This is a genomic window from Bdellovibrio bacteriovorus (genome assembly GCF_001592755.1).
Taxonomy (GTDB): Bacteria; Bdellovibrionota; Bdellovibrionia; order Bdellovibrionales; family Bdellovibrionaceae; genus Bdellovibrio; species Bdellovibrio bacteriovorus_E.
The window spans coordinates 547,079-573,188 of sequence record NZ_LUKF01000001.1 but is presented as its reverse complement, the minus strand read 5'-3'; the positions used below and the strand labels follow the sequence as shown (position 1 = coordinate 573,188).

The window sequence follows — 26,110 nt, the reverse complement described above, 5'->3', positions numbered from 1 at the left end:
CTTATGAAATTTCTAAAGAGCCCCGCAAGTACGGGGCTTTTTATTTTAATGGCCTTCACCTTGGCGGGTTGTCCTTCCAGTTACCAAAAGATCTCTACTAAACCCGTAGAGAAGGTGAATGATCACGTTTTAACTTCAAAACAGTTCGCCAATCAGTTAGCCCGTCGTCTGCGAAACTTTGATGCTTTAGCGGCCAAAGATCCCAACAATATTCATCGTGTGAAAGAAGAAATTTTACGCGATTTCTTAGTGAAAAGTTTAACTCTGGATTGGGCTCGCTCACAAAGCATCGTGATTTCTGAAAACATGCTGGATAAAGAAGTCGACAAGCTTCGCGCGAATTATCCCGATGATCTTTCCTTCCGTCGTGCTTTAGCCTTAGAAAACCTTTCTTTCTCTGAGTGGCGCGAAGAACTTCGTTACGGTTTGGTTGAAAAAGAAGTTTTTAAAAAACTGAATGAAAAAATTAAAACTCCCACCGATGAAGAGATCAAACGCTACTACGAAGACAATAAAGACCGCTGGAAACGTAAAGAGCGCATTTACATTCGTCAAATCGTGGTCGATGAAGATGCTAAAGCCGATGCTATCAGAACTGACTTAAAAACGTCCGATTTTGGTGAACTGGCTCGTAAGTTTTCAATCACTCCTGAGGGTAAAACGGGTGGTGTCGTTGGTTGGATTGAAAAGGGCAGTGTGGATTACTTTGACCCGTTATTTAGCGCCGGCGCTGGCTTACAAACCGTGAAAAGCCCCTTTGGTGTTCACCTAATTCGTGTAGAAAAAAAGGCCCCTGCAACGACTCAGCCCCTAGAAGAGGTCAAATCACAGATAATTCGTGCACTTCGTGCTCAACGCGAGCAGGCGGAATATGTAGCTTGGCTTGATGCTCAGCTCAGAAGTAGTAAAGTCCTAAAGGACTACGATTTAATGAACTCGATTACGGTTGATACGCGAGGACCCAATGATTAGTTTTCTTTTTCCATTTTTGATCGCTACACCTGTTCACGCTGAGCTTGTGGAAAAAACTGTGGCTATCGTGAATACCGAGCTTGTTTTGGAATCCGATTTTAAAGAACTGCAAAATCGTATCGGCAAACCAGGCTTAATCGATGAAGCTTTGCTCTTTGATAAATCACCAACAAGTCTTAAGGGTGATCGTAAAGCTCAACTAAATTATCTGATTAACGAAAAGATTTTGGAATCTGAAGTAAAGCGTTTGAATCTTTCAGTCACTTCAGATCGCGTAGAGTCCGAGCTGAAGAGCATGGCGAAAAGAAACAATGTCTCTGAGGCTGAGCTTTTAAACATCATTAAAGGCCAAGGAATTTCAGCAACTGAATACAAAACTTTCCTAAAACACAGCATTGAAAAACAATCTTTAATGGATTCAGAGATCATTTCAAAACTTCGTATCTCTGACGAAGATGCTTTGAACGAATACTTAAAAACAAATCCTAGCAGCCGTCCTTCGATTGACGAGTTCTCCGTTTCACACATTTTCTTTAACCCGAAAAAGGGTGGCGCTGAAGCGGCTCTGCAAAGAGCGCAAGCAGCCGCGGGTAAAGTTCGTGGCGGCGACAACTTTGAAACTTTGGCCCAACAATTCAGCGAAGATCCGAATTTTTCTTCTGGCGGAAGTTTAGGTACATTTAAATCCGGTGAATTCTTGCCAGAGATTGAAGAAGCCATTTCAAACTTGAAAGTGGGCGAGACAACTCCGGTGGTTAAATCGCGCATGGGTTATCACATTGTGAAGCTCACTGGTAAAAAACTGACGACAGATCCAAAGTTTGAAAGAGCGAAAGATCGCATCAAAGCTCAACTTTTAGAAGCGAGCTTTAAACGCCAACTTAAAACTTGGCTGCAAAGCAAACGCGACGAGATCTTTGTTCGTATCAATGAGTAGACTTAGAATCGCTCTTACCACCGGAGACGTCGATGGCATTGGCTTTGAGGTCACTGCTAAAGCTCTTCATCACCTTGGCCCACAAAAAAACGTTCAATTTATTTTGTGGCGCCCAGAAGACGCCGATAAAAAATATCTCCGTCTTATCGACAAGAAGTTCGAACGCATTACTGTCGACTCTCTTCAAGAGGCCTTGAAGATCGATGGCCCTTATTTAATCGATATCGCTTCTGATGAATCTCCAGCTCAATGGGTGGAAACAAGTGCTGAAGCCTGTCTAGAAAAAGTTCTGGATGGGATCGCCACAGCTCCTCTTTCAAAAACCAGTATAAAAGAAGCTGGATTTAAGGATCTGGGGCATACGGATATTTTAAAAAGACTTTCTGGTGCTAAATACGTGAACATGGGTTTTGTTGGAGAAAAATTCAGTGTGGTTCTTGCCACCGCACATACGCCCATCAAGGACGTAACGAAGCATCTTAGCTTTACGGTGCTTGCGGAAACATTAAAAAATGCCAATGAACTACGTAAGAAACTTCCGGCAGCGCAAGCCAAGCGACCGATTGCCGTTTTGGGATTAAATCCTCACGCTGGCGAAGAAGGCCTTATCGGAAAAGAAGAACTTCTGCTTTTCCCTCAGCTTTCAGCCTTTGCGAAGGAAAATAGAATCCCGGTGGAAGGTCCTTTGGTCCCCGATGCCGCATTTTTCCCTTCAAATTGGCAGCGCTATTCGGTTTATGTGGCGCTTTATCATGACCAGGGCCTCATTCCGTTTAAAACAATTCACGGGCAAGATAGTGGCGTTCATATTAGTTTGGGCATTCCCTTTGTCAGAACCAGTGTCGATCACGGGACGGCGAAGGATATTTTCGGTTTAAATAAAGCCAATCCGCACTCGATGATTGATGCCATTCGCTGGGCTATAAAATTAGCTCGACTCTCGCGTTAAAAAATCATATTTCTAAATACTTCCACTTATTTACAGAGGTGACTTATGTTTCAACCGGTTATTTTTAGAGAGTACGATATCCGTGGGGTTTACAACGGACAATTCGACGATAATTTCGCATACCTCTTAGGCCGCGCTTACGTTGTTTACATGAAACAAAATAAAGGCCTTACAAATCCAACAGTGGCTTTGGGTTGTGATGCGCGTGAAAGTTCTCCAGCAATCATCAAGAATCTTGCAAAAGGTATGATGGACTCTGGCGCTAAAGTTATTCACTTGGGTCTTGTTACAACACCTGTTTGTTATTTTTCAACTTTTGAATTGAAAGGCGTTGATGGCGCGATTCAGGTTACAGGTTCGCACAATCCTCCAGAGTACAACGGCTTTAAAATTTCTGTAGGCAAAGGCACAATCTTCGGTGCGGAAATTCAAAAACTACGCGAGATTATCCAAAAAGGTGAGTACATCGATGGCAAAGGTTCTGAAGAACACTTCGACATCAAACCGATGTACTACGAGCGCTACAAAAAAGAATTCGGCACAATCAAAGACACAAAAGTCGTTCTTGATTGCGGTAACGGCGCTGGTGGATCCGTAGTTCGCGGACTATTCAATGCTGTTGGTTTAAATCCAACAATTCTATTTGAACAACCAGATGGAACATTCCCGAATCACCATCCAGATCCAACTGTAGAAGAAAATCTAGAAGATCTAAAAAAACAAGTCGCTAAAGAAGGTGCCGTTTGCGGTATCGGCTTTGATGGTGACGCCGATCGTATCGGTGTTGTCGATCACACGGGTCGCATGGTTTACGGTGACGAGTTGATGGTGATCATCGCTCGCTCTATCTTGGCTGAACAAAAAGGCGCGAAAATCATCGGTGATGTTAAATGTTCGGATCGCTTGTACCACGATGTTTCTGAACACGGCGGTCAACCGATCATGTGGAAGACAGGTCACTCTTTGGTAAAAGAAAAAATCAAAGTAGAAAAAGCTCCCTTCGGTGGAGAAATGTCAGGTCACGTCTTCTTCGCGGACCGCAACTACGGTTACGACGATGCTCCTTACGCAGCTTTGCGCTTGGTAGAGATCTTAGCAAAAACTGGAAAAACAATTCCGCAATTGCTTGAAGGTTTACCGCCAGCTTTCAACACGCCAGAAATCCGTATCGACACAACTGAAGAGAAAAAAGTTTTGATCGTAGAAAAAATGATCGAAGCCTTCCCGAACAAACCAGACGCCGACTACAAAGTGGACTTCACTGATGGCATCCGTTTATCTTTCGAAGACGGTTGGGCTCTATGCCGCTCATCAAACACACAACCGGTTGTTGTCGTACGCTACGAATCCACAACTCAAGCCGGCCTCGACAAAATCCGCAGCCGCGTAGAAGCCGTAGTAAACAAGTACCTCTAAAAGGTACCTGCTTCCCATCGCTTCAAAAAAGTACCAGGTTAAAAAAAGAAAAGCCCGTTCCAAAAGAGCGGGCTTTTTTATTTGGAGCCTTCACCAGACTCGTCCGTGTTTCACTCCTGCCGTGTTAATAGCCCGATTCCCAGTCACCGGTCCTTAGGCTATGTATACGTTGGAGGTATTACTTCAGATACCTAATACTTAAAAATAGTCAGGATCAGCAAAATAATCACAAGGATTACTTTAGTAATCTCAAGAATACGCCGAATACGTAAGTACGTGTTTTTACGCATCGGATACCTCCTGTTTTATCGGACAGGAGATCCACCAAAAGCGAGTCTGGCAAAGGCCTGATTCGCTTTTGCATTTTTTAAGCCCTGAAAATAAAAAAGGCCGGGGGATACCCAGCCTTTTTATTTGATCGGTCTTGTTAGACGATTACGCCAAACGCAATGCGATGATCAACGCGTAGATAACCAATGACTCGATAAGAGCTAGACCCAAGATCATTGGGATCAATAGTTTACCAGAAGCTGCTGGGTTACGAGCGATACCATCAAGAGCTGTAGAAGCTGTTTTACCTTGAGCCATTGCACCTGCGAATACAGACAATGCGATAGCGATAGCAGCTGCGATAGCAACCAAACCGCGGTCAGTAGCAACAGAAGCAGCAGCTTCAGTAGCAGCTGGAGCAGCTTCTTGTGCGAATGCAGATACAGAAGCCAACAAAGCAACCATAGCAACGATCATTTTTTTCATGTGATTTCTCCTCAATATGAGTGGTTAAGTTTGCTCTCTAGTGATCGTGTGCAATCGCGAATGCCACGTAGACCATTGAAAGCAATGTAAATACAAAAGCCTGAACAAAACATACGAACAATCCCATGATGTAGAATGGGATAGGTACACCAATTGGTACTAGATCCAAGAACACAGACAATACTGTGTGGTCACCCATCATAACGTTCGCAAGACGAAGACCCAAAGAGAACGGACGAACAAAGTGTGAAACTAGTTCGATCACGAACATCAAAGGAGCAAGGAAAAGAACCGGACCCATGAAGTGTTTAAGATAAGCGAACACGCCGTTTTCTTTCACACCTTGGAAGTTATAGAACAAGAACATCAAAACACCGAAACCGAATGTCGTGTTGATGTTTTCAGTTGCAGGAGTCATCCCTGGAATCATCCCGATCAAGTTGTTCAAAAGAATAAAGAAGAAAACAGAAGTGAAGAAAGGAACATAGTGTTTACCGTGTTCACCGATAACCATCTCTGCAAGTCCATCCATCATTTCGGTCAACATTTCCATGATGCCACGAAGAGAGAATTTGCTTGCTGGAAGAACTGCCGTTTCACCTTTACCAAGTGAAGCGCGAGCTGCCATACCGATAGCCATTGTTGCTACTGTAGCGGCACCAAGAGTTGCAACGTGTGCGTACTCGTGACCAACACCAGGAATGAGTTGTGTCCAGTTAAATGACATGGTCTTTTCCCTCTCGTAAGGCTTCTTTCACCGCATACACAAACGCTGAAAGAATAAAACTAGCAACCCCCATTGCGAACCATAAGGTATCGAACCATGGCATGGCTGTTAGCTTAAAGATAATAATCCCTAAAATCGCGTACTTAAATACAATGATACCGATAGACAGGGCAACCAATTTCTTCTGGAAGATAAGGCTCCAGCCCCAACCCAGTAATAAAAAGCTAAGAAAGATGGTTGAAGACCCCGCCACAAAGGATAGCGCGTGTTGCGGTGCGGAAAAAAGATGCAAAAGCAGGCCGCCAAGAACGATCACAAAGATTTGCGCTATTAAAATAGGTTTCATGGCTTCCTAGGGTTTGTCGGAATCTGAATTCTTCTCATCCTCTTTTTGCAGCTTACGAAGAAGCCAGATGACTCTCCATAACCAACCAATCAAAGCCGCAAAGGTCAAACCCACAAAGATAAGGCCTTTTGTTTGATACTTTTGATCGAGGAATTGCCCTAGGTAAAAACACCCCAAGATCAAACCGACAAGTTCAAAGCCCATGGATGCAAAAATTATATACTTCTTCATTACTTCCTAAAGCCTTTCGCTCCCGGAGCATTTTTCATGCGCTCTTGCATGCGCTTGATTCGAAGTTCGATGTATTCAGGTGGATTGTATTTTTCTTTATGGGCTTCAAGAACGGCAATGGCACTCTTAAAATCCAAATTTTCTTCATAACAAACAGCCAAAGTCAGCGCGACGTTTTCTTGAATCGCCTTTTCAGGATACTTTTGAATGAGCTCTTTAAATATCTCTGCTGCTTTTGCGAAGTCTTTGCGCGCGACCAAGATATTTCCTTTTAACATCAAAGCACTAAAGCGAGTGTTTTCATCACCTTTAAGTTTTAAGAGTGAATCAATCTCGGACTCAGCTTGAAAGAAATTATTCTGATAGTACTGAGCACGCGCGATGTTCATCTTATATTGAGCCGCCTCTAGATCCGTGTGAGGCATCTGTTGAAGCTTACTATATTCAATGATCGACTGCTGATAGTTCTGAAGATTATTAAAATAAATCGCCGCTATTTGCTTTTGCGATTCTAGGCGCTCTTTTTCGTCGGTGGAATGCAAAACAATGAAATGATGATAATCAACGGCTTTATTGAAATCTTTGATCTCAAAAAACGAAATGCGTGCAGCTTCGCGAGCGGCTTCTAAAGGATATTTTGTCGGAGCATTTCTTTTGATGACTCGATCTAAATAGCTCAGGCCAATACGGTAATGTTCCTGAGCTATTTCTTTTTGGGCTTGCTTATAATCCGCCTCCTCTTGGGAAGAGCAGGCGGTGAGGGCCAGCACTAAGACAATCAGAAGGCCTCTGACCATCTTAGTGAGTGACTCCTGCCGGAGCCGGTGTTGATTCTTCAGTTGCATCATCTTCTTCAACGACTGCAACACCTGTCACGGTTTCTTCTTTTTCATCGATATTGATCAAACGGACACCTTGAGTGTTGCGTCCTAGAACAGAGATGTCCGTCACTTTCATGCGGATAACTTGTCCTTTATCAGTGGAAAGAATAAGTTCCATTTTTTCTGAAACTTTCTTCGTACCGATAACCACGCCCACTTTTTCCGTCGTTTTCTGAGTGATAATACCAACACCACCACGAGATTGGATGCGGTATTCGCCTGTTTCAGAGCGTTTACCGTAACCTTTTGATGTCACCATCAAGATAGTGTCTTTCGTGTTTTTCTCTAAAACTTCCATCGCCACAACGATGTCGTCTTTAGCTAAAGTGATAGCTTTCACACCACGAGCCGTACGACCCATTTCGCGCACGTCGGCTTCGTTAAAGCGGATCGACATACCTTCTTTAGTCGCAATGAAGATATCACTTTGACCGTCAGAGATCTTAACGTCGATAACGCCGTCTTCAAGATCTGTCGTCAAAGCTATGATACCAGCGGCTCTTGGATTCGCGAATGAATCTAAAGATGTTTTCTTAATCACACCTTTTTCAGTCAACATAACAACGTATTTGTTTTCGCTGAATTCATCCACCGGAAGAATCGCACGAACACTTTCACCACTTGCTAGCTGAACGACGTTTGCCAAAGATTTACCCTTAGAAGTGCGGCTTCCTAGAGGAAGTTTATGCACTTTACACCAGTAAACTTTACCCTTGTCCGTGAAGACAAGAAGCATAGTCTTAGTCGAAGCGGAGAATAGATCTGTAACGTAGTCTTCTTCTTTCGTTTCCATGCCTTTTAAGCCTTTACCACCACGTTTTTGCACGCGGTATTCAGCTGTCGGCATACGTTTGATAAGACCTGTGTTGGTAACAGTGACAACCATGTCTTCATCAGCGATCAAATCTTCGTCTTCAATATCATCAAGGTTACCTTGGATTTGAGTACGACGAGGATCTGCGTAACGTTTTTTAATATCTTCTAGTTCGCCCACGATAATTTTGTAAATTTCGCGAACATCAGCAAGAACGAACTTCAACCAGTCGATTTGTTTCATCAACTCTGCAAGTTCTTGGATGATTTTATCACGTTCTAAACCCGTCAAACGTTGCAAACGCATTTCAAGAATCGCAACGGCTTGGCGTTCTGAGAATTCAAATTTCGACATCAAGGCTTCACGAGCCGTCGTCGCTTCTTTGGAAGCGCGGATCGTTTTGATCACTTCTTCGATGTGATCCAGGGCTTTTTTCAAACCTTCCAAAATGTGCGCGCGCTCTTGGGCTTTTTTAAGTTCGAAGATACAACGTTTCGTAACAACGTCACGACGGTGATCAACGAAAGCTTCAAGCATGCCTTTAAGATCGAAAGTAACCGGTTGGTTTTTCGCATCCAAAGCCAGCATGATGATACCCAAGCTGATTTGCATTTGCGTATATTTGTAAAGGCGATTCAAGATCACGCTGGCGTTTTCACCGCGTTTCAATTGAATCACGATACGCATACCTTCACGAGAAGACTCATCGCGGATATCAGAGATACCTTCAATTTGTTTGTCGCGAACAAGGTCTGCAATGCTTTCGATCAATTTTGCTTTATTAACTTGGTAAGGGATCTCAGTAACGATGATCTCTTCACGGTCTTTACCCGGTACAATTTCCGCAACCGCTTTCAGTGTGATGATACCACGGCCTTTTTTATAGGCCTGCAAGATACCTTCACGACCTGCGATCACACCGTAAGACGGGAAGTCCGGGCCCTTAATGTGAACCATCAAGTCTTCAAGAGTACATTCAGGTTTATTGATAAGTTCAATACAACCATCAATCACTTCGCCCAAATTGTGCGGAGGAATATTTGTCGCCATACCAACGGCGATACCGGAAGAACCGTTCACCAAAAGATTTGGGAACTTCGCAGGAAGAACTAGAGGAATCTGCAAAGAGTCGTCGTAGTTCGGTCCGAATGGAATAGTTTCTTTATCGATATCTTGCAGAAGTTCTTCCGCAAGGTGAGTCATACGGATCTCAGTGTAACGCATAGCTGCCGCGCTATCACCGTCGATAGAACCGAAGTTTCCTTGTCCATCCTCAAGTGGATATCTCAAAGAGAAATCCTGGGCCATACGAACCATAGTTTCGTAAACCGCAGAGTCACCGTGAGGATGGTATTTACCGATTACGTCTCCGACCACACGAGCAGACTTCAAGTAAGGTCTGCCAGGTCGGTTGTTCATTTCACTTTGTGCAAACAAGACACGGCGATGAACAGGTTTTAGACCGTCACGAACATCGGGTAGGGCACGACCCACGATAACGGACATCGAGTACTGAAGGTAGGCATCACGCATTTCCTTACTGACATCGACGCGGGTTACGCCTTTTTCTTCATTATTATTTTCCATAACTTCACCAACTTAAAAAACTAAAATTAAACGTCCAAACTACGAGCAAGAAGGGCATTGTCATGGATGAACTGACGACGCGGTTCAACCATTTCACCCATCAAGATTGAGAATGTCTCATCCGCTGCAACAGCATCATCGATATTTACTTGAAGAAGAGTGCGGTTTTCCTTATTCAGCGTAGTTTCCCACAACTGCTCAGGATTCATCTCGCCCAATCCTTTGTAACGTTGGATGTACATTCCTTTTTTCGTAGATTCCATCACGTGAGTGTAGAATTCGTTGTAGTTATCGAATTCGATTTCTGTTTCACCTTCCAGGATTGTCATTGGAAGAGTGCTGACACCTTGGATGTCATTCCAGATTTTACGAAGCTCGATGATTTCCGAAGAACGCAAGCTTTCAAGACTGAATTTCGTCGTCATGCGATCTGCGTAACGAACAGTGTAGATGTCAGCATAAGGTTTTCCTGTAGCTTCATCTGTTTTAACTTCGCCTTTGTATTCAGTGATACCCAGCTTTTGATTTCCTTTAATCCAGTCGCCTAGATCATTCAAAGATGTTTGGATTTTTCCAGCATCTGCAAAAGTCTTTTCGAAATCACCAATTTTGCTTAACAAGAAATACAAAACGTCTCTGTCGTATTTTTTCGAAGACACACGTAAAAGATCGTTGAATCTTTGGATGTTCAAAATCAGTTGGCGAAGATCTGCTTCTTTCAAGCTCTCTTTCCCTTTGATTTTGAAAGCATTAAGACCAGAACTCAAAAGGAACTCAGTCAATGCCGCTTCGTTTTTCAGATAAGTTTCTTCTTTACCTTTTTTCGCACGGTAAAGAGGTGGCTGAGCAATGTAAACATAACCGCGCTCAAGAACTTCTGGCATTTGACGATAGAAGAATGTCAAAAGCAGAGTCATGATATGCGATCCATCGACGTCGGCATCGGTCATGATGATGATTTTGTGATAGCGGATTTTATCCACGTTCACGTTGTCTTTGCCGATACCCGTTCCTAAAGCCGAGATGATAACTTTGATCTCTTCAGAAGAAATAATTTTATCAAAACGCGCTTTTTCCACGTTCAAGATTTTACCTTTCAAAGGCAAAATCGCTTGCGTACGACGGTCACGTCCTTGTTTCGCGGATCCACCGGCAGAGTCTCCCTCCACCAGGTAAAGTTCGCAAAGTGCAGGATCACGTTCTTGGCAGTCCGCCATTTTACCTGGCAAAGATCCACCATCCAACGCCGTCTTACGACGAGTTAAATCACGAGCTTTACGAGCGGCTTCACGGGCACGCGCTGACTCCACACACTTAGAAATAATATTTTTAGCAACCGAAGGATTGCGATCCATCCAGTCGGCTAATTTTTCATTTACCAGAGCTTCAACGATACCTTTGACTTCCGTGTTACCCAGTTTGGTTTTCGTTTGCCCTTCGAATTGAGGTTCACGAACTTTCACCGAGATAACCGCTGCCAAACCTTCACGAATGTCTTCACCCTCAAGGTTTGCTTTCAAATCTTTCAAAAGATTTTTTTCAGTCGCGTAAGCATTCGTTGTACGAGTTAAGGCCGCACGGAAACCCACAAGGTGAGTACCACCTTCGTGAGTGTTGATGTTGTTACAGTATGTGAAAATGGATTCCGAATAAGAGTCATTCCACTGCAAAGCGATTTCAACATCGACGTTGTCTTTTTCACCTCGGAAATAAACAACTTCATTGTGAAGAGATTTCTTAGATTGATTCATGTACTGAACGAATTCAGCCACGCCATTAGCGTATTGGAAATCTTGTTTTTTACCTGAACGCTCATCTTTCAAAGAAATATGAAGACCTGCATTTAGGAACGCAAGTTCACGAAAACGATTCGCAAGGGTTGCGAAATCGTAGATGACTGTTTCGTCTTTGAAGATTTGACGATCTGGTTTGAACGTCACTGTCGTTCCAGTTTTAGCGGAAGCTTCACCTTGAGCAACCGGCGCCACAATACGGCCGCGCTCGTAGTTTTGTCTCCATACGAAACCTTCACGATGAACTTCAACAGAAACACGATCAGAAAGCGCATTTACGACGGAAGCACCCACACCATGTAGACCACCGGATACTTTGTAACCACCACCGTCGAATTTACCGCCGGCGTGAAGTACGGTCATAACGATTTCAAGAGCAGATTTTCCATTTTTATGAGCGCCCACAGGAATACCGCGGCCATCATCTTCCACTGAAACTGATTCATCGGCATTGATCGTGACGTAAATGTGTTTGCAATGACCTGCAAGATGTTCGTCTACCGAGTTATCCACAATCTCATACACAAGATGGTGATAACCTTTGAAACCGGTATCACCGATATACATCCCTGGACGTTTACGAACCGCTTCAAGTCCTTCAAGAACCTGAATCGAGTCGGCGGAATATGTTTTTTGTTCTTCGACTGACACTGTGTACCCCTCACTGACTGCATACACTCTGGAAACCCAGAGCGAAGTTATTCATCGAGGATGTGACCATCCTTGATGCGCAAAACGGAAAGCTGATCGAGGCTGAAAGATTCAGGCAATGTGAAATCTGTCGTCGTCACAAAAATCTGCGTATTGATCTCGTGTAAGAACGTAATCAGTGCATCTCTTTTGGCTTTATCGAGTTCAGATAAAACATCGTCTAACATCAAAACCGGATAGGTTCCGTGAGCCTTCCTATGATACACAATTTGGGCCATTTTGAAAGACAATATGATGGCTCTTTGCTGCCCTTGGCTACAATAAAATCTTGAGTCTTTTTGCCCATATAGGAACACAATATCGTGCTTGTGAGGGCCTACCAGACTGGTTCCAGATGAGAGCTCCGCATCATGCAGTTCATTCATCCTTTTTTGCAGAGCAAATTGGACTTGTTCTCGGGAAAAACCCACCGCATTTTGATCCGAAATCACGTATTCCACCGAGATATCCACAGCGTCATTCTTCGAAATGTACTGCATGGCATTATTAAAGTCTTTGGAAAGACCAGCCAGTGCCGTGATCCGGGCGTAGCTTAAATCGGCCGCTAAACGCAAGAATTGGGGGTTTAGAGCGTCCAAAAGGTTCACCGTGACCGTTTTGTCGTTCAAACCCTCCAAATAGTTTTTAAGGATCTTATTGCGCGTTTTCAAAGCTTTGCGATATTCCGCGATCAAATCCGCATTTTTTCGTTCAAAGGTGATGAGCAACTCATCCACAAGTTCGCGGCGATGATCCGCACCTTCTTTGATCGATGCTAAACTTTCAGGACTGAACACGACACTAGCAAAAATTTTGCGAACATCGGTTGAAGAAACCTTCTTGTCATTCAAAGTTAAAACTTTGCGACTTTTGCTTAATCCAAGTTTGAGTTTGTAGTGAAGATCATTTTGAGTAATCAGCGCTTGAATCAATGCCTCTTGGTTATTCGAGTTGATCAAAGTGCGATTGTCACTGTAGCGGAAGGAGTCTCCTTGAGAAATTAGATACATCGCCTCAAGAAGATTTGTTTTACCCTGACCATTTTCACCGACGAACACATTCACACGCGGAGAGAATGGAACCACTACGTCCCGATAATTACGAAAATTAACAAGACGTAGCTTTTCAAAAATCATCAGATTCTCATAGGCATCACAACGCAAGTGTAAGACGTGTCGTTGTGAGGACGGATCAATCCCGGAGAAAGATGATCATTCAATTCGAAATCAATTTTGTCTTGGCTCATGCTCGTCAAGATATCAGTCACATACTTCGCGTTGAAACCGATTTTGATTTCTCCGCCTGCGTATTCAACTTCGATTTCTTCTTTCGCATCACCAAGCTCTGGGTTGTTTGAAGAAATTTCCATGCGGCCGTTTGAAAGATTCAATAACACCGCTTTGGATTTTACGTTCGCTAAAAGTGATACACGTTTTAGCGAAGTCAAAAATGCTTCACGGTGGATCATCACTTTTTGCGGAAGTTTCTGTGGAATAAATTGTTGATAATTCGGGTACTTTCCTTCGATCAAACGAATCATCAAAATTGTTGATGAATGTTTAAGTACGAATTGAGAACCTTCAATCGCGATTTCCACATTGCCATCGATGCCTTCTAAAATCTTTTTGATTTCATGAAGACCTTTACGAGGAATGATAACACCTTGAGTAGCTGCCACTTTCACTTCCGAAAGTGGTTTATTCACTAGACTCATACGGTGACCATCTGTTGCCACCATTTTAAATCCGCCTTGAGGTGAAAGTTCAAAGAACACACCGTTCAAGTGGTAACGAGTTTCATCGTTAGAAACTGAGTAGATTGTTTTATCAATCATCTCTTTCAACACACCGGCACTGATGCTGATGAAACCTTGAGAGTTGTATGTTGGGAAGATCGGATATTCTTCAGCAGAGATACCTACGATTTTTGAAGTGTACTTCCCTTGCTTGATTTCCAACCAGTTGTTTTCTTTTTTGATTAAAGTAATGGGACCTTCAGAAAGTTCTTTTGCGATTTCAAAAAGACTTTTTGCAGATACTGCCACTTTACCTGGCTGATGAACTTGAACCTTGGTTTGGTCAGTAAGGCTGACTTCCAAATCTGTGGCAAAGACTTTCAAAGCATTTTGGTCAGCTTCCAAAAGAACGTTGATAAGAATGGGCATTGTATTGCGCTTCTCAACAATGTTCTGTGTCTTTCCGATAAGGCTTAATAAATCTCTTTTATCAATTTCAAGTTTCATACAACCTCTTGAGCCCTCTTATTAACTATTACTATTAATATAAATAACTAGTAGTAGTAGTAGGGGCGTGGAAAACCTAACAAATCCCCTAAACCCATGTAAACACTAAAAAACACTTGTGGATAAAGACTCTGCATAAATCGTCTTAAACTCGGTTGATTTTGGGGGTAACTTGGATCCACATTTTAAGCCCCAATTTTTTCCTCAACCTTATCCACAGTCCACATTCACACCCCTGTGATATTGTGGATTCTCTGTTCTAAATCTTCGATATCTTTAGAAATATCTTGATCCGTGGATTGTAGATTCTTGACGCGTTCTAGGGCATTCATCACCGTAGTGTGATCTTTTCCGCCAAAAGCCTTCCCGATATCCACCAAAGATTTATCTAAGAACTTCTTTATCAAATACATCGCAATTTGACGTGGAACGACAATTGGTTTGGCGCGAGTCGAGGATTTAAGATCCAAAACACGCACTTTAAAATGATCAGCCACAAGCTTCATGATCTCTTCAACAGAGATCGTTGATTGCGTTTCATGGTGCGAAAGAATGCGTTTAACGAGCTCATGATCAATCGGCAGGCCTTGTAGTTCCGAGAACATTTTGACCTTTTTAAGATTGCCTTCAAGCTCTCTGATTGAACGTTTCGAGATTCTTGCGATGTAGTTCACAACATCTTCCGGCAAACGAACGTTAAATTTTTCGGCTTTATAACGCAGAATCGCAATACGCGTTTCTAAATCAGGCATGGTGATATCAGCAATCAGACCACGCTCAAGACGGGTGCGACTGCGGTCTTCTAAACCATGGATATCTTTCGGCATACGGTCGCTGGCCAAAATAACTTGCTTACGACTATCGATGAAGCTGTTGACGGTGTGAAAGAATTCTTCCTGAACCGCCTCACCGCGAGCAATAAATTGGACGTCGTCCACCAAAAGGATGTCTGAATTTTCACGGTATTTTTGACGAAACTTATCCATTTCGTGGCGGCGAATCGCTGAGATACATTCATTCATAAAGCGTTCAGCCGAGATGTAGGTAATTCTAAGTTGCGGATATTGCTCACGAATATGGTTCCCAGCGGCGTGAAGTAAATGCGTTTTACCCATTCCGACCGGTCCATATATATAGAGTGGATTGTAATCATCAGCTCCAGGATTGCGGGCGACGTTAAAACAAGCCGCATGGGCGAACTCAGAGTTTTTACCCACAACGAATGTGGAGAAGGTGAGTTCCTGATTAAGCGCATCTTGCCCGGACCTTGGTTGAGTAATCTGGATATTCTGAGCACGAGCTAGCTGAGCTTGAAGGATTTCAGTACCACCCATGACCTCATCAGGGATGTGAGAAGTCTCGATATGAGTATTTACTTTGTTCCCCGTAATACTAAACTCGACTTCGAAAGGCTTACCGTAAGTATCGGAAATCTCTGTGTAAATTTTATCTTGTAGGTTCTCAATCACAAAATATTGGTGAAGAGCATTTGGGACCCCAAGTATTATTCTGGGACGCTCTTGAGTACCCGCGGTATTCACGTATTCAATAGGGTCTAGCCAGGTATCCAATAACTTATTGTTATCGTTCCGGCTTTTCATCTTGGTTTTGATTAGTGTCCAAAAAGACGAGTTTAACTCCACGTGATTCCCCTCAAGCAGGGCAGGTCTTAACAAGGGGAGCTGAAGTTTTCAACAGTTGACCTTATTGCCGCAACGTGCTTTATTAGTGCCCCACGTATCTAGTTGTGAACAACTTTGTGGCATACATATATAGATGTAACTGACGTCATTTAGCGTCGTAATTTTCTGTCCGGGGAGAAGAGTAATGAAACGTACATACCAACCTTCAAATAAACGTCGTAAAACTACACACGGTTTCCGCGCTCGTATGGCTACAAAAGCTGGCCAAGAAGTTCTTAATCGTCGTCGCGCTAAAGGAAGAAAGCGTTTGACGGTTTCTACAGGTGGAAAATAGTTCTCCACTAGTTATTAAGCGAAGTTCTGATTTTCTCTCTCTAAAACAAACGGGAAAAAGATACTGGCCTACTAAATGGTTGCTTCTGAATTATCAGAAGAACTCTGTGGGTCAGTTGCGTTTCGGAGTTACGGCCAGTCGTAAAATCGGCTCGGCAGTTGTTCGAAATAAATTGAAACGTTGGTCACGGGAATATTTCAGGGCTTCACTTGTGGCGGGAAAACCTATTGAAGCCGACATCAACATCATCTTTAAACCTATTGATACAAACTTTTATAAAGGCCTCCCACACGAGGAATTTGTCAAAGCTTTGGATCGTGGTTTGGAAGTCCTTCGAAAAAATATCTAAGGCCGTGCTTTGGTTATTTATCGGGGCTTATCGAACATTAGGGACTACTCATTTGGGTGGTTCTTGTCGCTTTGAACCTAGTTGTTCCGCCTACGCATTAGAGGCCATTCAAACTCATCATACTCATAAAGCTCTTTGGTTAATCACGAAGAGAGTATGTAAATGTCGTCCGGGCGGGCCTTATGGGTACGATCCGGTTCCTCAAAAAGGAAGTATCCATGCAACAAAAGAATGACAACCCCTCCTTCTTTGATCCTAAAACACTTATTGCCGTAGCCGCTGTTGCTATCGTGTACTTCGGTTGGCAGACATATCTTGGCAAAAAATATCCAGGATATAACCAACCAAAAACTGAGCAAACAGAAGCTCAGAAAACAGAATCAGCTGCGACTCCTGCAGCAACTGCCACTCCAGGTAGCGCGATCGAAACTAAATCTGAAGTCGTAGCGGCTCCTGAAGCTCAAGAACAAATCTTCAATTTCAAAACTGATAAAGTCTCTTTTGCTCTGACTAATCACGGGATGGGTCTTAAGAACTTCACGGTGAATAACTACCAGGATAAAGAAAAGAACAACATCAAGATTGGTCAATCTGACAAACTTGCGATGTTTGAAATGCGTTGGGCAGGGGATGAAAAACCTGTGACTTTCAACGTGGTTGAAGAAGCTCCTGGCCACTATGTTGGAACTGCGGCTGTCGGTGCAACAACAGTGAAAAGAGAATTAAAATTCAATCCAGAAAATTCATCTTTCACAAATACAATCACTGTTTCAAATCCAACTGAAGACTTTAAAAAGGGCTTCTCTTTGATGATTCCTGAAACTGTGCACGTGAAAGGTTCTTCTTCATTCTTCTTCCCATCATACGAGCATCAAGATTTCTTCATCGTTCATTCTGGTGGGACTCATGAGACTGTGAACTTTAGCAACGCAAAAGAAAACGTTGTTCAGCAGTTCCAATCTACTTCTATCTTGTCAGTAAGCTCTCAATACTTTGCAGCTGCGATTCTTGATAAATCAGAAATCATTCCTGAAGTGAAAGTTTCTTCTGAGGTTGCAAATAAATCTGCTCTGGCAGAACTAGTTTATAAGCCGGTACAATTGAAGTCAGAGATGAATTTCTCTGAAATTTTCTATGCGGGTCCTAAATCCATCGACGCTTTAAAAGCCGTAGATCCAGAACTTGCGCAGATCATTGATTTCGGTTTCTTTGGTTTTATCGCGCGCCCTCTTCTTTATGTGATGAAGGCTTTCCACTCAATGGTGGGTAACTGGGGTTTTGCGATCATTCTTCTGACGCTTTTGGTTCGTCTGTGTGTTCTTCCTTTCAATATCATGTCTTTCAAATCCATGAAGGCGATGCAAAAGGTTCAACCTATCATCCAAAACCTTCGTGAAAAGTATAAAGACGATCCAATGCGTTTGAATACAGAGATGATGGCTGTGATGAAACAAAACGGCGCGAACCCACTAGGTGGCTGTTTGCCGATGCTTTTGCAGATTCCGGTTTTCTTCGCTCTATATCGTGTTATCGGTTCAAGTATTGAGCTTTATAATTCTCCGTTCGTGCTTTGGATCCACGATCTAAGTGCGCATGACCCGTTCTATGTATTGCCAGTATTGATGTCCGTGTTCATGTTCATTCAACAAAAGATCACGCCATCAACGATGGATCCGATGCAGGCAAAAATCATGTTGTTCTTGCCGGTTGTGTTCTCATTGTTCATGTTGCAGCTTCCAAGTGGTTTGACTCTTTATATGGTTGTCTCCACTTTGTTCGGTATCATTCAACAATGGTTGATTATGCGTGATAAGTCGCCAGCTCCTGCACCTGCAGTTGTTGCTAAGGCGAAGAAGTAAGAGCTTTTAAGGGCTCTGTTTGAAATAGACTTTTATACCTAGGAGGTAAAATGGGTTTTTTTAGCAAGCTTTTCGGGGGAAAAAGCAAAGGTGCTAACAGCGAAGTTGAGGCACTTATTCAAAAGACCTTAGAGGGGATCATCGAAAAAGCACAATTCGATCTTACTTTCGAACTCAGAACTGAGAAGGAAGAAGACGGCGGATCTACACTAGCTGTAGAATTCAACGGTGCTGACGAAGAAATCCTTAAAGATAAAAAAGGTCAGATGCTAGACGCTTTCCAATTGTTCCTTAAGCGCGTCGTTCAACACAATTTCCCAGAAGACAAAACGAACATCACAGTAGACTGTGGTGGATACCGTGATGAGTCTGCAAATGCATTGATTGAGCGTGCAGAAAACTTAAAAGCTATCTGCATCGAACAAGGTAAATCAGTTTACTACCGTGCATTGCCACCAAAAGATCGCAAAGTTGTTCACCAATATCTTGCGAAAGATCCACGCGTAAAAAGCCGCTCATTAGGTGATGGCCTTTACAAAAAGATCAAAATTTATCCAGCAAAAGGACAATCTCAAGGCTCTGCAGACGACTCTGCAGTAGTACAGGATTAATCGGCGGCAGCCGGCAGAGCTGAAGCGCCTTCGGGCGCGTAGGCTGAAGCAGTAATCAAGAGGAGTTTCAATGTTTCGTGGGGATCGTGATAAAGACACAATTTGTGCGGTCTCCACTCCTCACGGAGTCGGCGGTATTTCCGTCATTCGTGTGAGTGGTCCCAACACTTATTCCATCGTTTCAAAAATCTGTTCTTTTTTGCCTGAACATCCTGAGTCTCATAAAGCTTATTTTGGTAGTTTAAAATCCCTTGCTCAAGGGAACCAAGAAGCTGAAGAGATTGACGAGGTTTTGGCAACCTACTTCAAACACGGCCGCTCTTTCACTGGCGAAGAAGTTATCGAAATTTCCTGCCATGGAAGTCCGGTGATTTGCCAAAGCATTCTTCAACAGTTAGTTCTTCTTGGCGCACGTCCCGCAGATCGCGGTGAGTTCACTTATCGTGCGTTCATGAATGGAAAATTAGATTTAGTTCAGGCGGAAAGCGTTCTTTCTTTGATTGAAAGTCAAAGTCAGCAAGCGGCTCGCCTGGCGCTTCGTCAGCTTAAAGGATCTGTGTCGCAAAAACTAGAAGTCATCGAAGATGATATGACTTGGGTTCTGGCATTGGCTGAAGCAGGAATTGATTTTTCGACTGAAGGTATTCAGGTTGTTGAAGACAGCGTTGTGATCGCACGTCTTGAAAAAATTCAAAGTGGACTTGAAGAATTGGTTTCTACTTTCAAGGTGGGACGCCTTTTAAAAGATGGTTTCCGCGTTGTTTTAACGGGTCTTCCGAACGTGGGTAAATCGAGCCTTTTAAATCTTTTCTTAGAAGACGAAAGAGCTATCGTCACAGATATCCCAGGAACCACTCGTGATGTGATTCATGGAGACACAAGCTATAAGGGCGTGAAATTCACGTTCCTAGATACGGCCGGTCTACGCGAATCCGTGTCGGACTTAGTTGAAAAGATCGGTATTCAAAGAAGCCGTGAGGCCACTGGTGAATCGGATGTCGTGTTCTTCGTCTTTGATATTGAAAAAGGGATTTCGCCAGAAGAAGTCACCATTTTGGATGGTTTAGACCCTCAAAGAACTTATATTTTAGCTAATAAAACAGACCGTTTATCGGGTCTTCCTGATAGAAAAACTGTCGAAAATGCCCTTAAAAACAGTAAATTTTTCCAAAAAATCGGGGACTTAGAAGGCTTCTTCAAAAGAAAAGTGTTCTTTGTAAGCGCTCTTGATAAAAAGGTGCGTGCCCAAGTCCTTGATGAACTCGTGAATGAATTTGCAGACTTGCAGATGGAAAACACTGTTTTGATTTCCAACTCTCGTCATCTCGAAAATCTTTCGCGAGCTCTTGAGAACACAAAGCGCGCTAAGAGTGTTGTTGAAGACGGCTTAGGTGAAGAGTTCCTGGCATTGGAATTTAAAGAAGCCTTGATCGCCATCCAAGAAACTTTAGGCAAACGCTTTGATGATCAAATCATGGATCGTGTGTTTAAAGAGTTTTGTATCGGGAAGTAACTATGAATTCTAAAAAGTATGATGTGATTGTCGTCGGTGCAGGACATGCAGGCGTTGAAGCTTGTTTGGCTTCAGCACGCCTTGGACTTCAAACATTGATGATTACTTCCAACATCAACCGCATCGCTTACATGAGCTGCAATCCTTCTATCGGTGGTTTAGCAAAAGGCCACATGGTTCGTGAACTTGATGTGTTGGGCGGACAAATGGGTGTGGCGGCCGATGAAACCACGATCCAGTACAAACGCTTGAACTCTTCTAAAGGCCCTGCGGTTCGCGGAACTCGTGTTCAAAACGACAAACATCTTTATTCTCAATTTCAAACCGACGCTTTGAAAAACCAACCGAACTTGGATCTTCTTGAGGGTGAAGTAAAACGCCTTATCCTAGAAAAAGATCTTTGCGTTGGTGTGGTTCTTCAGGACGGATCTGAAATTTTCGCCAAGGCGACCATCATCACAACTGGCACCTTCATGAATGGTGTTATGCATATCGGTCTTCGCCAAGAGGCGGGCGGCCGTGTGGGTGATAAGCCTTCAATTGGTCTCTCAGATCAGTTGGCGCAATTCGGTTTTGAAGTGAAGCGCTTAAAAACGGGAACACCAGCACGTCTACATAAAGACAGTATTGATTGGGCTAAAACGATTCCTCAAGCAGGCGATGAAAAGGTTTATCCTTTTAGCTATCGCTCTTCCAATCAATTAAAGCTTCCGCAAATTCTTTGTTATCTGACTCGTACAACCGAACAAACTCACGAAATTATTCGCGCGAACTTAGATAAATCTCCTATGTTCTGCGGAATTATTGAAGGAGTGGGGCCTCGCTATTGTCCTTCGATTGAAGATAAGATCACTCGTTTCGCAGAAAAAAACAGCCATCAGACTTTCTTAGAGCCTGAGGGTTTAAATACGGATCTTATTTATCTTCAGGGAATTTCAACTAGCTTGCCTGAAGATGTTCAAGATGCGTTTTTAAAGACTATCCCTGGTTTAGAAAACGTAAAGGTAGTTCGTTACGGATATGCTGTTGAGTACGACTATATTGAACCGACACAGATTTGGCATCGCCTTGAAACACGCACGATTCGTCAGCTCTTTTTAGCAGGTCAAATCAATGGAACTTCTGGTTATGAAGAAGCGGCCGTTCAAGGATTTGTTGCCGGCGTAAACGCGGCTCACAGTATTTTGGGTCGTGATGAGTTTATTTTGAACCGCGACGAAGCCTATATTGGCGTACTTATCGATGATCTTGTGACGAAAGGAACGCGCGAACCTTATCGCATGTTCACGTCACGCGCAGAACATCGTTTGGTTCTGAGAGAAGATAATACTATCGACAGGTTAGGGGCTATCGCTTCAAAGATCGGTATTGTTTCTGAAGCTTCTTTGCAAATCTTGGGTGATCTTCAGTCGAAACGTAAAAACTTGCTTGAAAGACTGCGCTCTGAAAAGGTTTATCCAACTAAAGATGTTCAAGAGTTGTTGGCGACATTTCCGACTCCAGAACTAACAAAGTCTTTAACTTTCGAAGAGTTGCTGCGCCGACCTGAAATTTCTTGTTCGCACTTAGAACAGCTTAATTTCACCGTGGATGCGGACCCAAATGTCAGCGAACCTGTTGAAATTGAGGTGAAATACTCTGGTTACGTAAAAAGACAGATGGAGCTCATCAATCAGTCGAAAAGATTAGAAGAAATGGTGCTTCCGGAAGATCTTATTTATGCCGATATCCGCGGTCTCTCTAATGAAGAGAAGGATAAGCTGCAACGCGTTAAGCCACGTACCTTAGGCCAAGCCCAACGCATAAGTGGTGTCAATCCATCTGCAATTCAGGCTATAATGATCCATCTAAAAGGTCACAAAAAGATCAAGGAGATGGGACTTGAACAACAAGGATCAGCAGGACGCTCCGACCATATATTGGCGAATTGATGAATGGTTTCCAGATCTAAGTCCTGAGGTTAAGACTCGACTTAAGGCTTATCACGAAGAGCTTCTTAAATTTAATCGTACGCTCAGCTTGATTTCACCGAAGACGGTGTTTGTCGCTGATGCCATTCATTTCGCAGACTCTATCTTGGCGTCGCAAGCAATTCATAAATCAAATGCGAAGATCGATAAGATATTTGATCTTGGAAGCGGTAATGGATTTCCGGGGTTGGTGTTTGCGATTCTGAACCCACAAGTTCAGGTCGTTCTGGTCGAAGTCGATCAAAAAAAGTGTGAGTTCTTAAGTCACGTGGCCTCATCGTTAAAACTCTCGAATGTGTCCGTTGAAAATAAAACGGTGGAGTCTTTGGCGGAAAACAGTGTGAACTTTGCTATCACTCGTGGATTTGCGAATATTTCCCGTACGATTCTTCTTGCTCGTAGATTTATGCCAAAAGGTGGTTCTTTGTACCATTTAAAGAGTGAAGAGTGGGGTATTGAGGTCGGAGAGATTCCAACCCAGCTTTGCTCTATATGGACGCCATCACTTGTGGGCGAATACAAACTTCCAGTGGGAGCGGTGAAGTTTTCGGTCGTTAAAACAGAGAAAATCGCCTAAACGCCAATGTTCCACGTGGAACATTCTAATGTTGAGCCTCAGCCGGTGCCGCTGGGGCTTTTTCTTCTCCAACACCCAGCTCTTGCATTCGTTGTTTCACGTCCCAGGTTCTTTTGGCCTCTCGAAACTTCTTTTCGGCCTGATAATCTTCGAATTCTTTGGGATTGGGCCAGGATTCACCCTTTTTAAAGGCCGCCATATAAGATTTCCTCGATGATTTCTTTCGAGCTTCGATTTTTAGTTCGTAGTAGTGCTGTTCTTGTTCTAGGCGTGCGATCTTTTGTTGAGAGTCGAAAACTCTCTTCTGCGCGTACTTGATTTGCCCCGTTTGCGGAACTACTTCAGACAGTTCTTTCTGAAATCCCTCAAGAGCTTTCTTTTCAGCTTCAATCGCTTGAGTTGTTGCTGCGAGAGTCGCTGATAGGTCTGAATAAATAGGATCCTTCAGCTCGGGGTTTGGATCCGGCTTATTACACGCAGAAAGTGCGAAAGAAAGAATGATTAGGCAGATAATTCGTAAAAACATGGTTGTTCCACGTGGAACATCGGCTGATTTTCAAAAAATCATAAGGTGTGGCGCGAAAAACTAGTCTTTATTCTTGCAAGTTTTTCCAAAAAGTCCGACTTTTGAGTCTCAAGGAGGAAAAATGGCAAAAACGATCTGTATAGCTAACCAAAAAGGTGGCGTAGGCAAGACAACGACGTCTGTTAATATCTCTTCTGCCCTGGCTACTCTCGGAAAAAGAGTTCTTTTGATCGATATGGATCCTCAAGGTAATGCTTCGAGCGGTTTGGGTATCAAAAGGTACGAAAGCCAGGATGCGAATAGCTACCACGTACTCATCGGCGAAAAAACTTTGACCGAGGCTACTCAAAATACAGCAAATGGTAACTTGAAGGTATCCACGGCTAATCCTGATCTAGTCGGAGCAGAGATTGAACTTGTTGATATGCCGCATCGTGAATATCGCCTTAAACAAGCGATCGCGACAGTGGCTGATCAATATGACTTCGTGATTATCGACTGCCCACCATCATTAGGTCTAATTACTTTAAATGCTTTGAATGCGGCAGATAGTTTCTTAGTACCACTTCAGTGTGAGTACTATGCACTTGAAGGATTGAGCCAACTTCTAAATACAGCGGGCTTAATCAAAAAGAATTTGAATCCGCAATTGCATATCGAAGGCATCGTTCTAACGATGTTCGATAGCCGTAACAATCTTAGCCATCAAGTCGTGACTGAGATTAAGAACCACTTTGGCGATAAAGTATTTAACGCCATCATTCCAAGAAATGTACGCCTCAGCGAGGCACCGAGCCATGGTCAATCCATCTTCGAATACGACAGCAAATCCATCGGCGCGACAAGATATTTGGAGCTAGCTAAAGAAGTCATTGCGCGTTCTGTGCAAAAAACGACTTCAGAAGTGGCGCCACAGACTGAACAAAATGCTTACGAAGGGGAAGTAAATGTCTGATTTTGCTGTTGAATCTTCAAACAAAAAGAAGGGTTTGGGTCGCGGCCTAGGCTCTTTATTGGGTGGACCTGCTCCGACAGAAATTCCAGCCAAAACTCCTTCGGCATCAGCTCCGGCTGGTGCGACAGCATCTAATAATGTAGCAACTTCATCAACACCCACTGCTCCTGTGAGCTCTCAACAAGCGACACCCGTCGCCCCTCCCGTAGATCCTGAGAGCAAAATCTGGAAAGTGGGAATTGATAAACTTTCTCCAGGTAAGTATCAGCCGCGTACTTCATTTGAAAAAGAGCCGCTTCAAGAGCTGTCTCAGTCTATTAAAGAGAATGGAATTCTTCAGCCGATCGTGGCTCGTCGTACGACGGCAGGAAAACTTGAAATCGTAGCCGGTGAACGTCGCTGGAGAGCGGCTCAGCTTGCGGGACTTCATGAGGTTCCAGTTATCCTTAAGAATTACGATGACAAACAAGCCCTTGAGTTGGCGATTGTTGAGAATATTCAACGTGAAGATTTGAATCCGATTGAAGAGGCAGAAGGTTATTCTCGCCTCATCACAGAGTTTAAATTATCTCAACAGCAAGTAGCTGAAAAAGTAGGTAAAGATCGTGCGACCGTCGCAAATGCCGTGCGCCTTCTTTCTTTATCTGAAGAAATCAAAAACATGATTTCTGAAAACACTTTATCTGTTGGACACGCAAAAGTTCTTTTGGCTTTGCCGGATCCAAAGAAGCAGCTTGAGTTCGCGAAAAAAGTTGTGAACGAAAAAATCGCGGTTCGTAAGCTCGAGAAAATGGTGCAGGCCGTTGTAAAAGGAACAGAAGAAAAAGAGGAGCCAGTTTCCTTTGATTCTAATGTTACGCAACGTTTGATTGCAGGTCTTGGCGACGAACTACAAAAGATCCTGGGCACGAAAGTGAACATTGATTATTCCAACTCAAAAGGTAAGATTAGTATTCACTTCTATTCAGACGATGAACTTACTAACTTAGTAGATAGGCTTAAAGAAGGATGGCAGTAGCATTTCCTCCGTCATTACAAGAAGATCTCCTCTCTGGTCATGTCACTGCGATTCTTGACCAGGGTACGCATTTCGAAGGAAAGCTCAGCTTCGAGGGCACCGTGCAAATCGGTGGGGATTTTAAGGGGGAAATCTTTACTAAAGATACCATCGTTATCAATGAGGGCGCTTTTGTAACCGCCCAAATTGAGGCTGATACTATAGTTATTAGTGGCCGGGTTGAGGGAAATCTCTTTGCCCGCCGCAGAGTTATTATGCACCCACCCGCTGTGTTTAAAGGCACGGTGACAAGCCCTAGTTTGCGTATCGATGAAGGGGTTGTTTTCGAGGGTGCGTCCTATATGCCTAAGTCTTAGGCACTAACATTATCAAGTAGTAAAATTACGTTGACCAGTTCCAAGCGCGAATGCTAAT

The 26,110-nt window shown here is 43.3% G+C and carries 26 protein-coding genes; 15 read left to right on the top strand and 11 right to left on the bottom strand.

Annotated elements, in window-relative coordinates; genetic code table 11:
* The 4 genes from AZI85_RS02845 to AZI85_RS02830 form a co-directional block, all read left to right on the top strand.
* On the top strand, nucleotides 1-972 hold a 972-nt coding region (locus AZI85_RS02845), incomplete at its 5' end, for a peptidylprolyl isomerase (protein ID WP_253720806.1).
* A complete protein-coding gene (locus AZI85_RS02840; protein WP_063242619.1) occupies nucleotides 965-1,909 on the top strand; it encodes a peptidylprolyl isomerase in 945 nt (314 codons plus the stop codon). The genes AZI85_RS02845 and AZI85_RS02840, both read left to right, overlap by 8 nt.
* Nucleotides 1,902-2,858 (top strand): 4-hydroxythreonine-4-phosphate dehydrogenase PdxA, encoded by a 957-nt coding sequence (locus tag AZI85_RS02835; RefSeq protein WP_063242618.1) that lies wholly within the window; start codon nucleotides 1,902-1,904, stop codon nucleotides 2,856-2,858. Before AZI85_RS02840 ends, AZI85_RS02835 begins: the two co-directional genes overlap by 8 nt.
* A 45-nt stretch (nucleotides 2,859-2,903) precedes the next feature.
* Nucleotides 2,904-4,274 carry a phosphomannomutase/phosphoglucomutase gene (locus AZI85_RS02830; protein ID WP_063242617.1) on the top strand — a complete coding sequence of 457 codons (1,371 nt, stop codon included), beginning with the start codon at nucleotides 2,904-2,906 and terminating at the stop codon, nucleotides 4,272-4,274.
* Nucleotides 4,275-4,709: 435 nt separating this feature from the next.
* Here AZI85_RS02830 and AZI85_RS02825 read toward each other — a convergent pair whose 3' ends face one another.
* The 10 genes from AZI85_RS02825 to dnaA all read right to left on the bottom strand — a co-directional run bounded on the left by AZI85_RS02825 (nucleotide 4,710) and on the right by dnaA (nucleotide 15,984).
* Nucleotides 4,710-5,030, bottom strand: a complete 321-nt coding sequence (locus AZI85_RS02825; RefSeq protein ID WP_041875746.1) for an ATP synthase F0 subunit C — start codon at nucleotides 5,028-5,030, stop codon at nucleotides 4,710-4,712.
* 37 nt (nucleotides 5,031-5,067) lie between these two features.
* Complete coding sequence (gene atpB / locus AZI85_RS02820) at nucleotides 5,068-5,757, bottom strand: F0F1 ATP synthase subunit A (protein WP_041875744.1); 690 nt, start codon at nucleotides 5,755-5,757, stop codon at nucleotides 5,068-5,070.
* A complete protein-coding gene (locus AZI85_RS02815) occupies nucleotides 5,747-6,103 on the bottom strand; it encodes a hypothetical protein (protein WP_063205777.1) in 357 nt (118 codons plus the stop codon). Before AZI85_RS02815 ends, atpB begins: the two co-directional genes overlap by 11 nt.
* A gap of 6 nt (nucleotides 6,104-6,109) precedes the next feature.
* Nucleotides 6,110-6,334 carry an AtpZ/AtpI family protein gene (locus AZI85_RS02810; protein WP_063205775.1) on the bottom strand — a complete coding sequence of 75 codons (225 nt, stop codon included), beginning with the start codon at nucleotides 6,332-6,334 and terminating at the stop codon, nucleotides 6,110-6,112.
* Nucleotides 6,334-7,131 carry a tetratricopeptide repeat protein gene (locus AZI85_RS02805; RefSeq protein WP_063205773.1) on the bottom strand — a complete coding sequence of 266 codons (798 nt, stop codon included), beginning with the start codon at nucleotides 7,129-7,131 and terminating at the stop codon, nucleotides 6,334-6,336. Before AZI85_RS02805 ends, AZI85_RS02810 begins: the two co-directional genes overlap by 1 nt.
* 1 nt (nucleotide 7,132) lies before the next feature.
* Nucleotides 7,133-9,616 (bottom strand): DNA gyrase subunit A, encoded by a 2,484-nt coding sequence (gene gyrA / locus AZI85_RS02800; protein ID WP_063242616.1) that lies wholly within the window; start codon nucleotides 9,614-9,616, stop codon nucleotides 7,133-7,135.
* A gap of 26 nt (nucleotides 9,617-9,642) precedes the next feature.
* A complete protein-coding gene (gene gyrB / locus AZI85_RS02795) occupies nucleotides 9,643-12,060 on the bottom strand; it encodes a DNA topoisomerase (ATP-hydrolyzing) subunit B (RefSeq protein WP_063242615.1) in 2,418 nt (805 codons plus the stop codon).
* A gap of 47 nt (nucleotides 12,061-12,107) precedes the next feature.
* Nucleotides 12,108-13,235, bottom strand: coding sequence for a DNA replication/repair protein RecF (recF, locus tag AZI85_RS02790; RefSeq protein WP_063242614.1), 1,128 nt, complete (start codon nucleotides 13,233-13,235; stop codon nucleotides 12,108-12,110).
* A complete protein-coding gene (gene dnaN / locus AZI85_RS02785; RefSeq protein ID WP_063242613.1) occupies nucleotides 13,235-14,341 on the bottom strand; it encodes a DNA polymerase III subunit beta in 1,107 nt (368 codons plus the stop codon). Before dnaN ends, recF begins: the two co-directional genes overlap by 1 nt.
* Before the next feature lie 227 nt (nucleotides 14,342-14,568).
* Nucleotides 14,569-15,984: a chromosomal replication initiator protein DnaA gene (dnaA, locus tag AZI85_RS02780; RefSeq protein ID WP_063242612.1), complete on the bottom strand. Its 1,416-nt coding sequence runs from the start codon at nucleotides 15,982-15,984 to the stop codon at nucleotides 14,569-14,571.
* A gap of 184 nt (nucleotides 15,985-16,168) precedes the next feature.
* Between dnaA and rpmH the strand changes: the two genes are divergently transcribed.
* The 8 genes from rpmH to rsmG all read left to right on the top strand — a co-directional run bounded on the left by rpmH (nucleotide 16,169) and on the right by rsmG (nucleotide 23,197).
* Nucleotides 16,169-16,318: a 50S ribosomal protein L34 gene (rpmH, locus tag AZI85_RS02775; RefSeq protein WP_011166211.1), complete on the top strand. Its 150-nt coding sequence runs from the start codon at nucleotides 16,169-16,171 to the stop codon at nucleotides 16,316-16,318.
* Nucleotides 16,308-16,667 carry a ribonuclease P protein component gene (gene rnpA, locus AZI85_RS02770; protein WP_063205761.1) on the top strand — a complete coding sequence of 120 codons (360 nt, stop codon included), beginning with the start codon at nucleotides 16,308-16,310 and terminating at the stop codon, nucleotides 16,665-16,667. The genes rpmH and rnpA overlap by 11 nt, the downstream gene beginning before the upstream one ends.
* Nucleotides 16,636-16,902 (top strand): membrane protein insertion efficiency factor YidD, encoded by a 267-nt coding sequence (yidD, locus tag AZI85_RS17995; RefSeq protein WP_367613628.1) that lies wholly within the window; start codon nucleotides 16,636-16,638, stop codon nucleotides 16,900-16,902. The genes rnpA and yidD overlap by 32 nt, the downstream gene beginning before the upstream one ends.
* Entirely contained in the window at nucleotides 16,886-18,526 is a 1,641-nt protein-coding gene (yidC, locus tag AZI85_RS02765) for a membrane protein insertase YidC (RefSeq protein WP_063242611.1), read from the top strand. Before yidD ends, yidC begins: the two co-directional genes overlap by 17 nt.
* A 50-nt stretch (nucleotides 18,527-18,576) precedes the next feature.
* On the top strand, nucleotides 18,577-19,137 hold the full coding sequence (locus AZI85_RS02760) for a protein jag (protein ID WP_063242610.1): 561 nt from the start codon (nucleotides 18,577-18,579) through the stop codon (nucleotides 19,135-19,137).
* A gap of 70 nt (nucleotides 19,138-19,207) precedes the next feature.
* The gene (mnmE, locus tag AZI85_RS02755; RefSeq protein ID WP_063242609.1) at nucleotides 19,208-20,650 is read left to right on the top strand and encodes a tRNA uridine-5-carboxymethylaminomethyl(34) synthesis GTPase MnmE; all 1,443 of its coding nucleotides are present in this window, start codon (nucleotides 19,208-19,210) and stop codon (nucleotides 20,648-20,650) included.
* A gap of 2 nt (nucleotides 20,651-20,652) precedes the next feature.
* The gene (gene mnmG / locus AZI85_RS02750) at nucleotides 20,653-22,581 is read left to right on the top strand and encodes a tRNA uridine-5-carboxymethylaminomethyl(34) synthesis enzyme MnmG (RefSeq protein WP_063242608.1); all 1,929 of its coding nucleotides are present in this window, start codon (nucleotides 20,653-20,655) and stop codon (nucleotides 22,579-22,581) included.
* Nucleotides 22,532-23,197, top strand: coding sequence for a 16S rRNA (guanine(527)-N(7))-methyltransferase RsmG (gene rsmG / locus AZI85_RS02745; protein WP_063242607.1), 666 nt, complete (start codon nucleotides 22,532-22,534; stop codon nucleotides 23,195-23,197). Before mnmG ends, rsmG begins: the two co-directional genes overlap by 50 nt.
* A 25-nt stretch (nucleotides 23,198-23,222) precedes the next feature.
* Here the strand turns inward: rsmG and AZI85_RS02740 are convergent, their stop codons facing one another.
* Nucleotides 23,223-23,723 carry a hypothetical protein gene (locus AZI85_RS02740; protein ID WP_155723895.1) on the bottom strand — a complete coding sequence of 167 codons (501 nt, stop codon included), beginning with the start codon at nucleotides 23,721-23,723 and terminating at the stop codon, nucleotides 23,223-23,225.
* Between the two features lie 121 nt (nucleotides 23,724-23,844).
* On the opposite strand from AZI85_RS02740, the gene AZI85_RS02735 reads away from it, so the two are divergent.
* The 3 genes from AZI85_RS02735 to AZI85_RS02725 are packed head-to-tail and all read left to right on the top strand — an operon-like array spanning nucleotide 23,845 to nucleotide 26,052.
* Nucleotides 23,845-24,678, top strand: a complete 834-nt coding sequence (locus AZI85_RS02735; RefSeq protein ID WP_063242672.1) for a ParA family protein — start codon at nucleotides 23,845-23,847, stop codon at nucleotides 24,676-24,678.
* The gene (locus AZI85_RS02730; RefSeq protein ID WP_063242606.1) at nucleotides 24,671-25,696 is read left to right on the top strand and encodes a ParB/RepB/Spo0J family partition protein; all 1,026 of its coding nucleotides are present in this window, start codon (nucleotides 24,671-24,673) and stop codon (nucleotides 25,694-25,696) included. Before AZI85_RS02735 ends, AZI85_RS02730 begins: the two co-directional genes overlap by 8 nt.
* Nucleotides 25,687-26,052 (top strand): bactofilin family protein, encoded by a 366-nt coding sequence (locus AZI85_RS02725; protein WP_041875711.1) that lies wholly within the window; start codon nucleotides 25,687-25,689, stop codon nucleotides 26,050-26,052. Before AZI85_RS02730 ends, AZI85_RS02725 begins: the two co-directional genes overlap by 10 nt.
* Nucleotides 26,053-26,110: the final 58 nt, after the last annotated feature.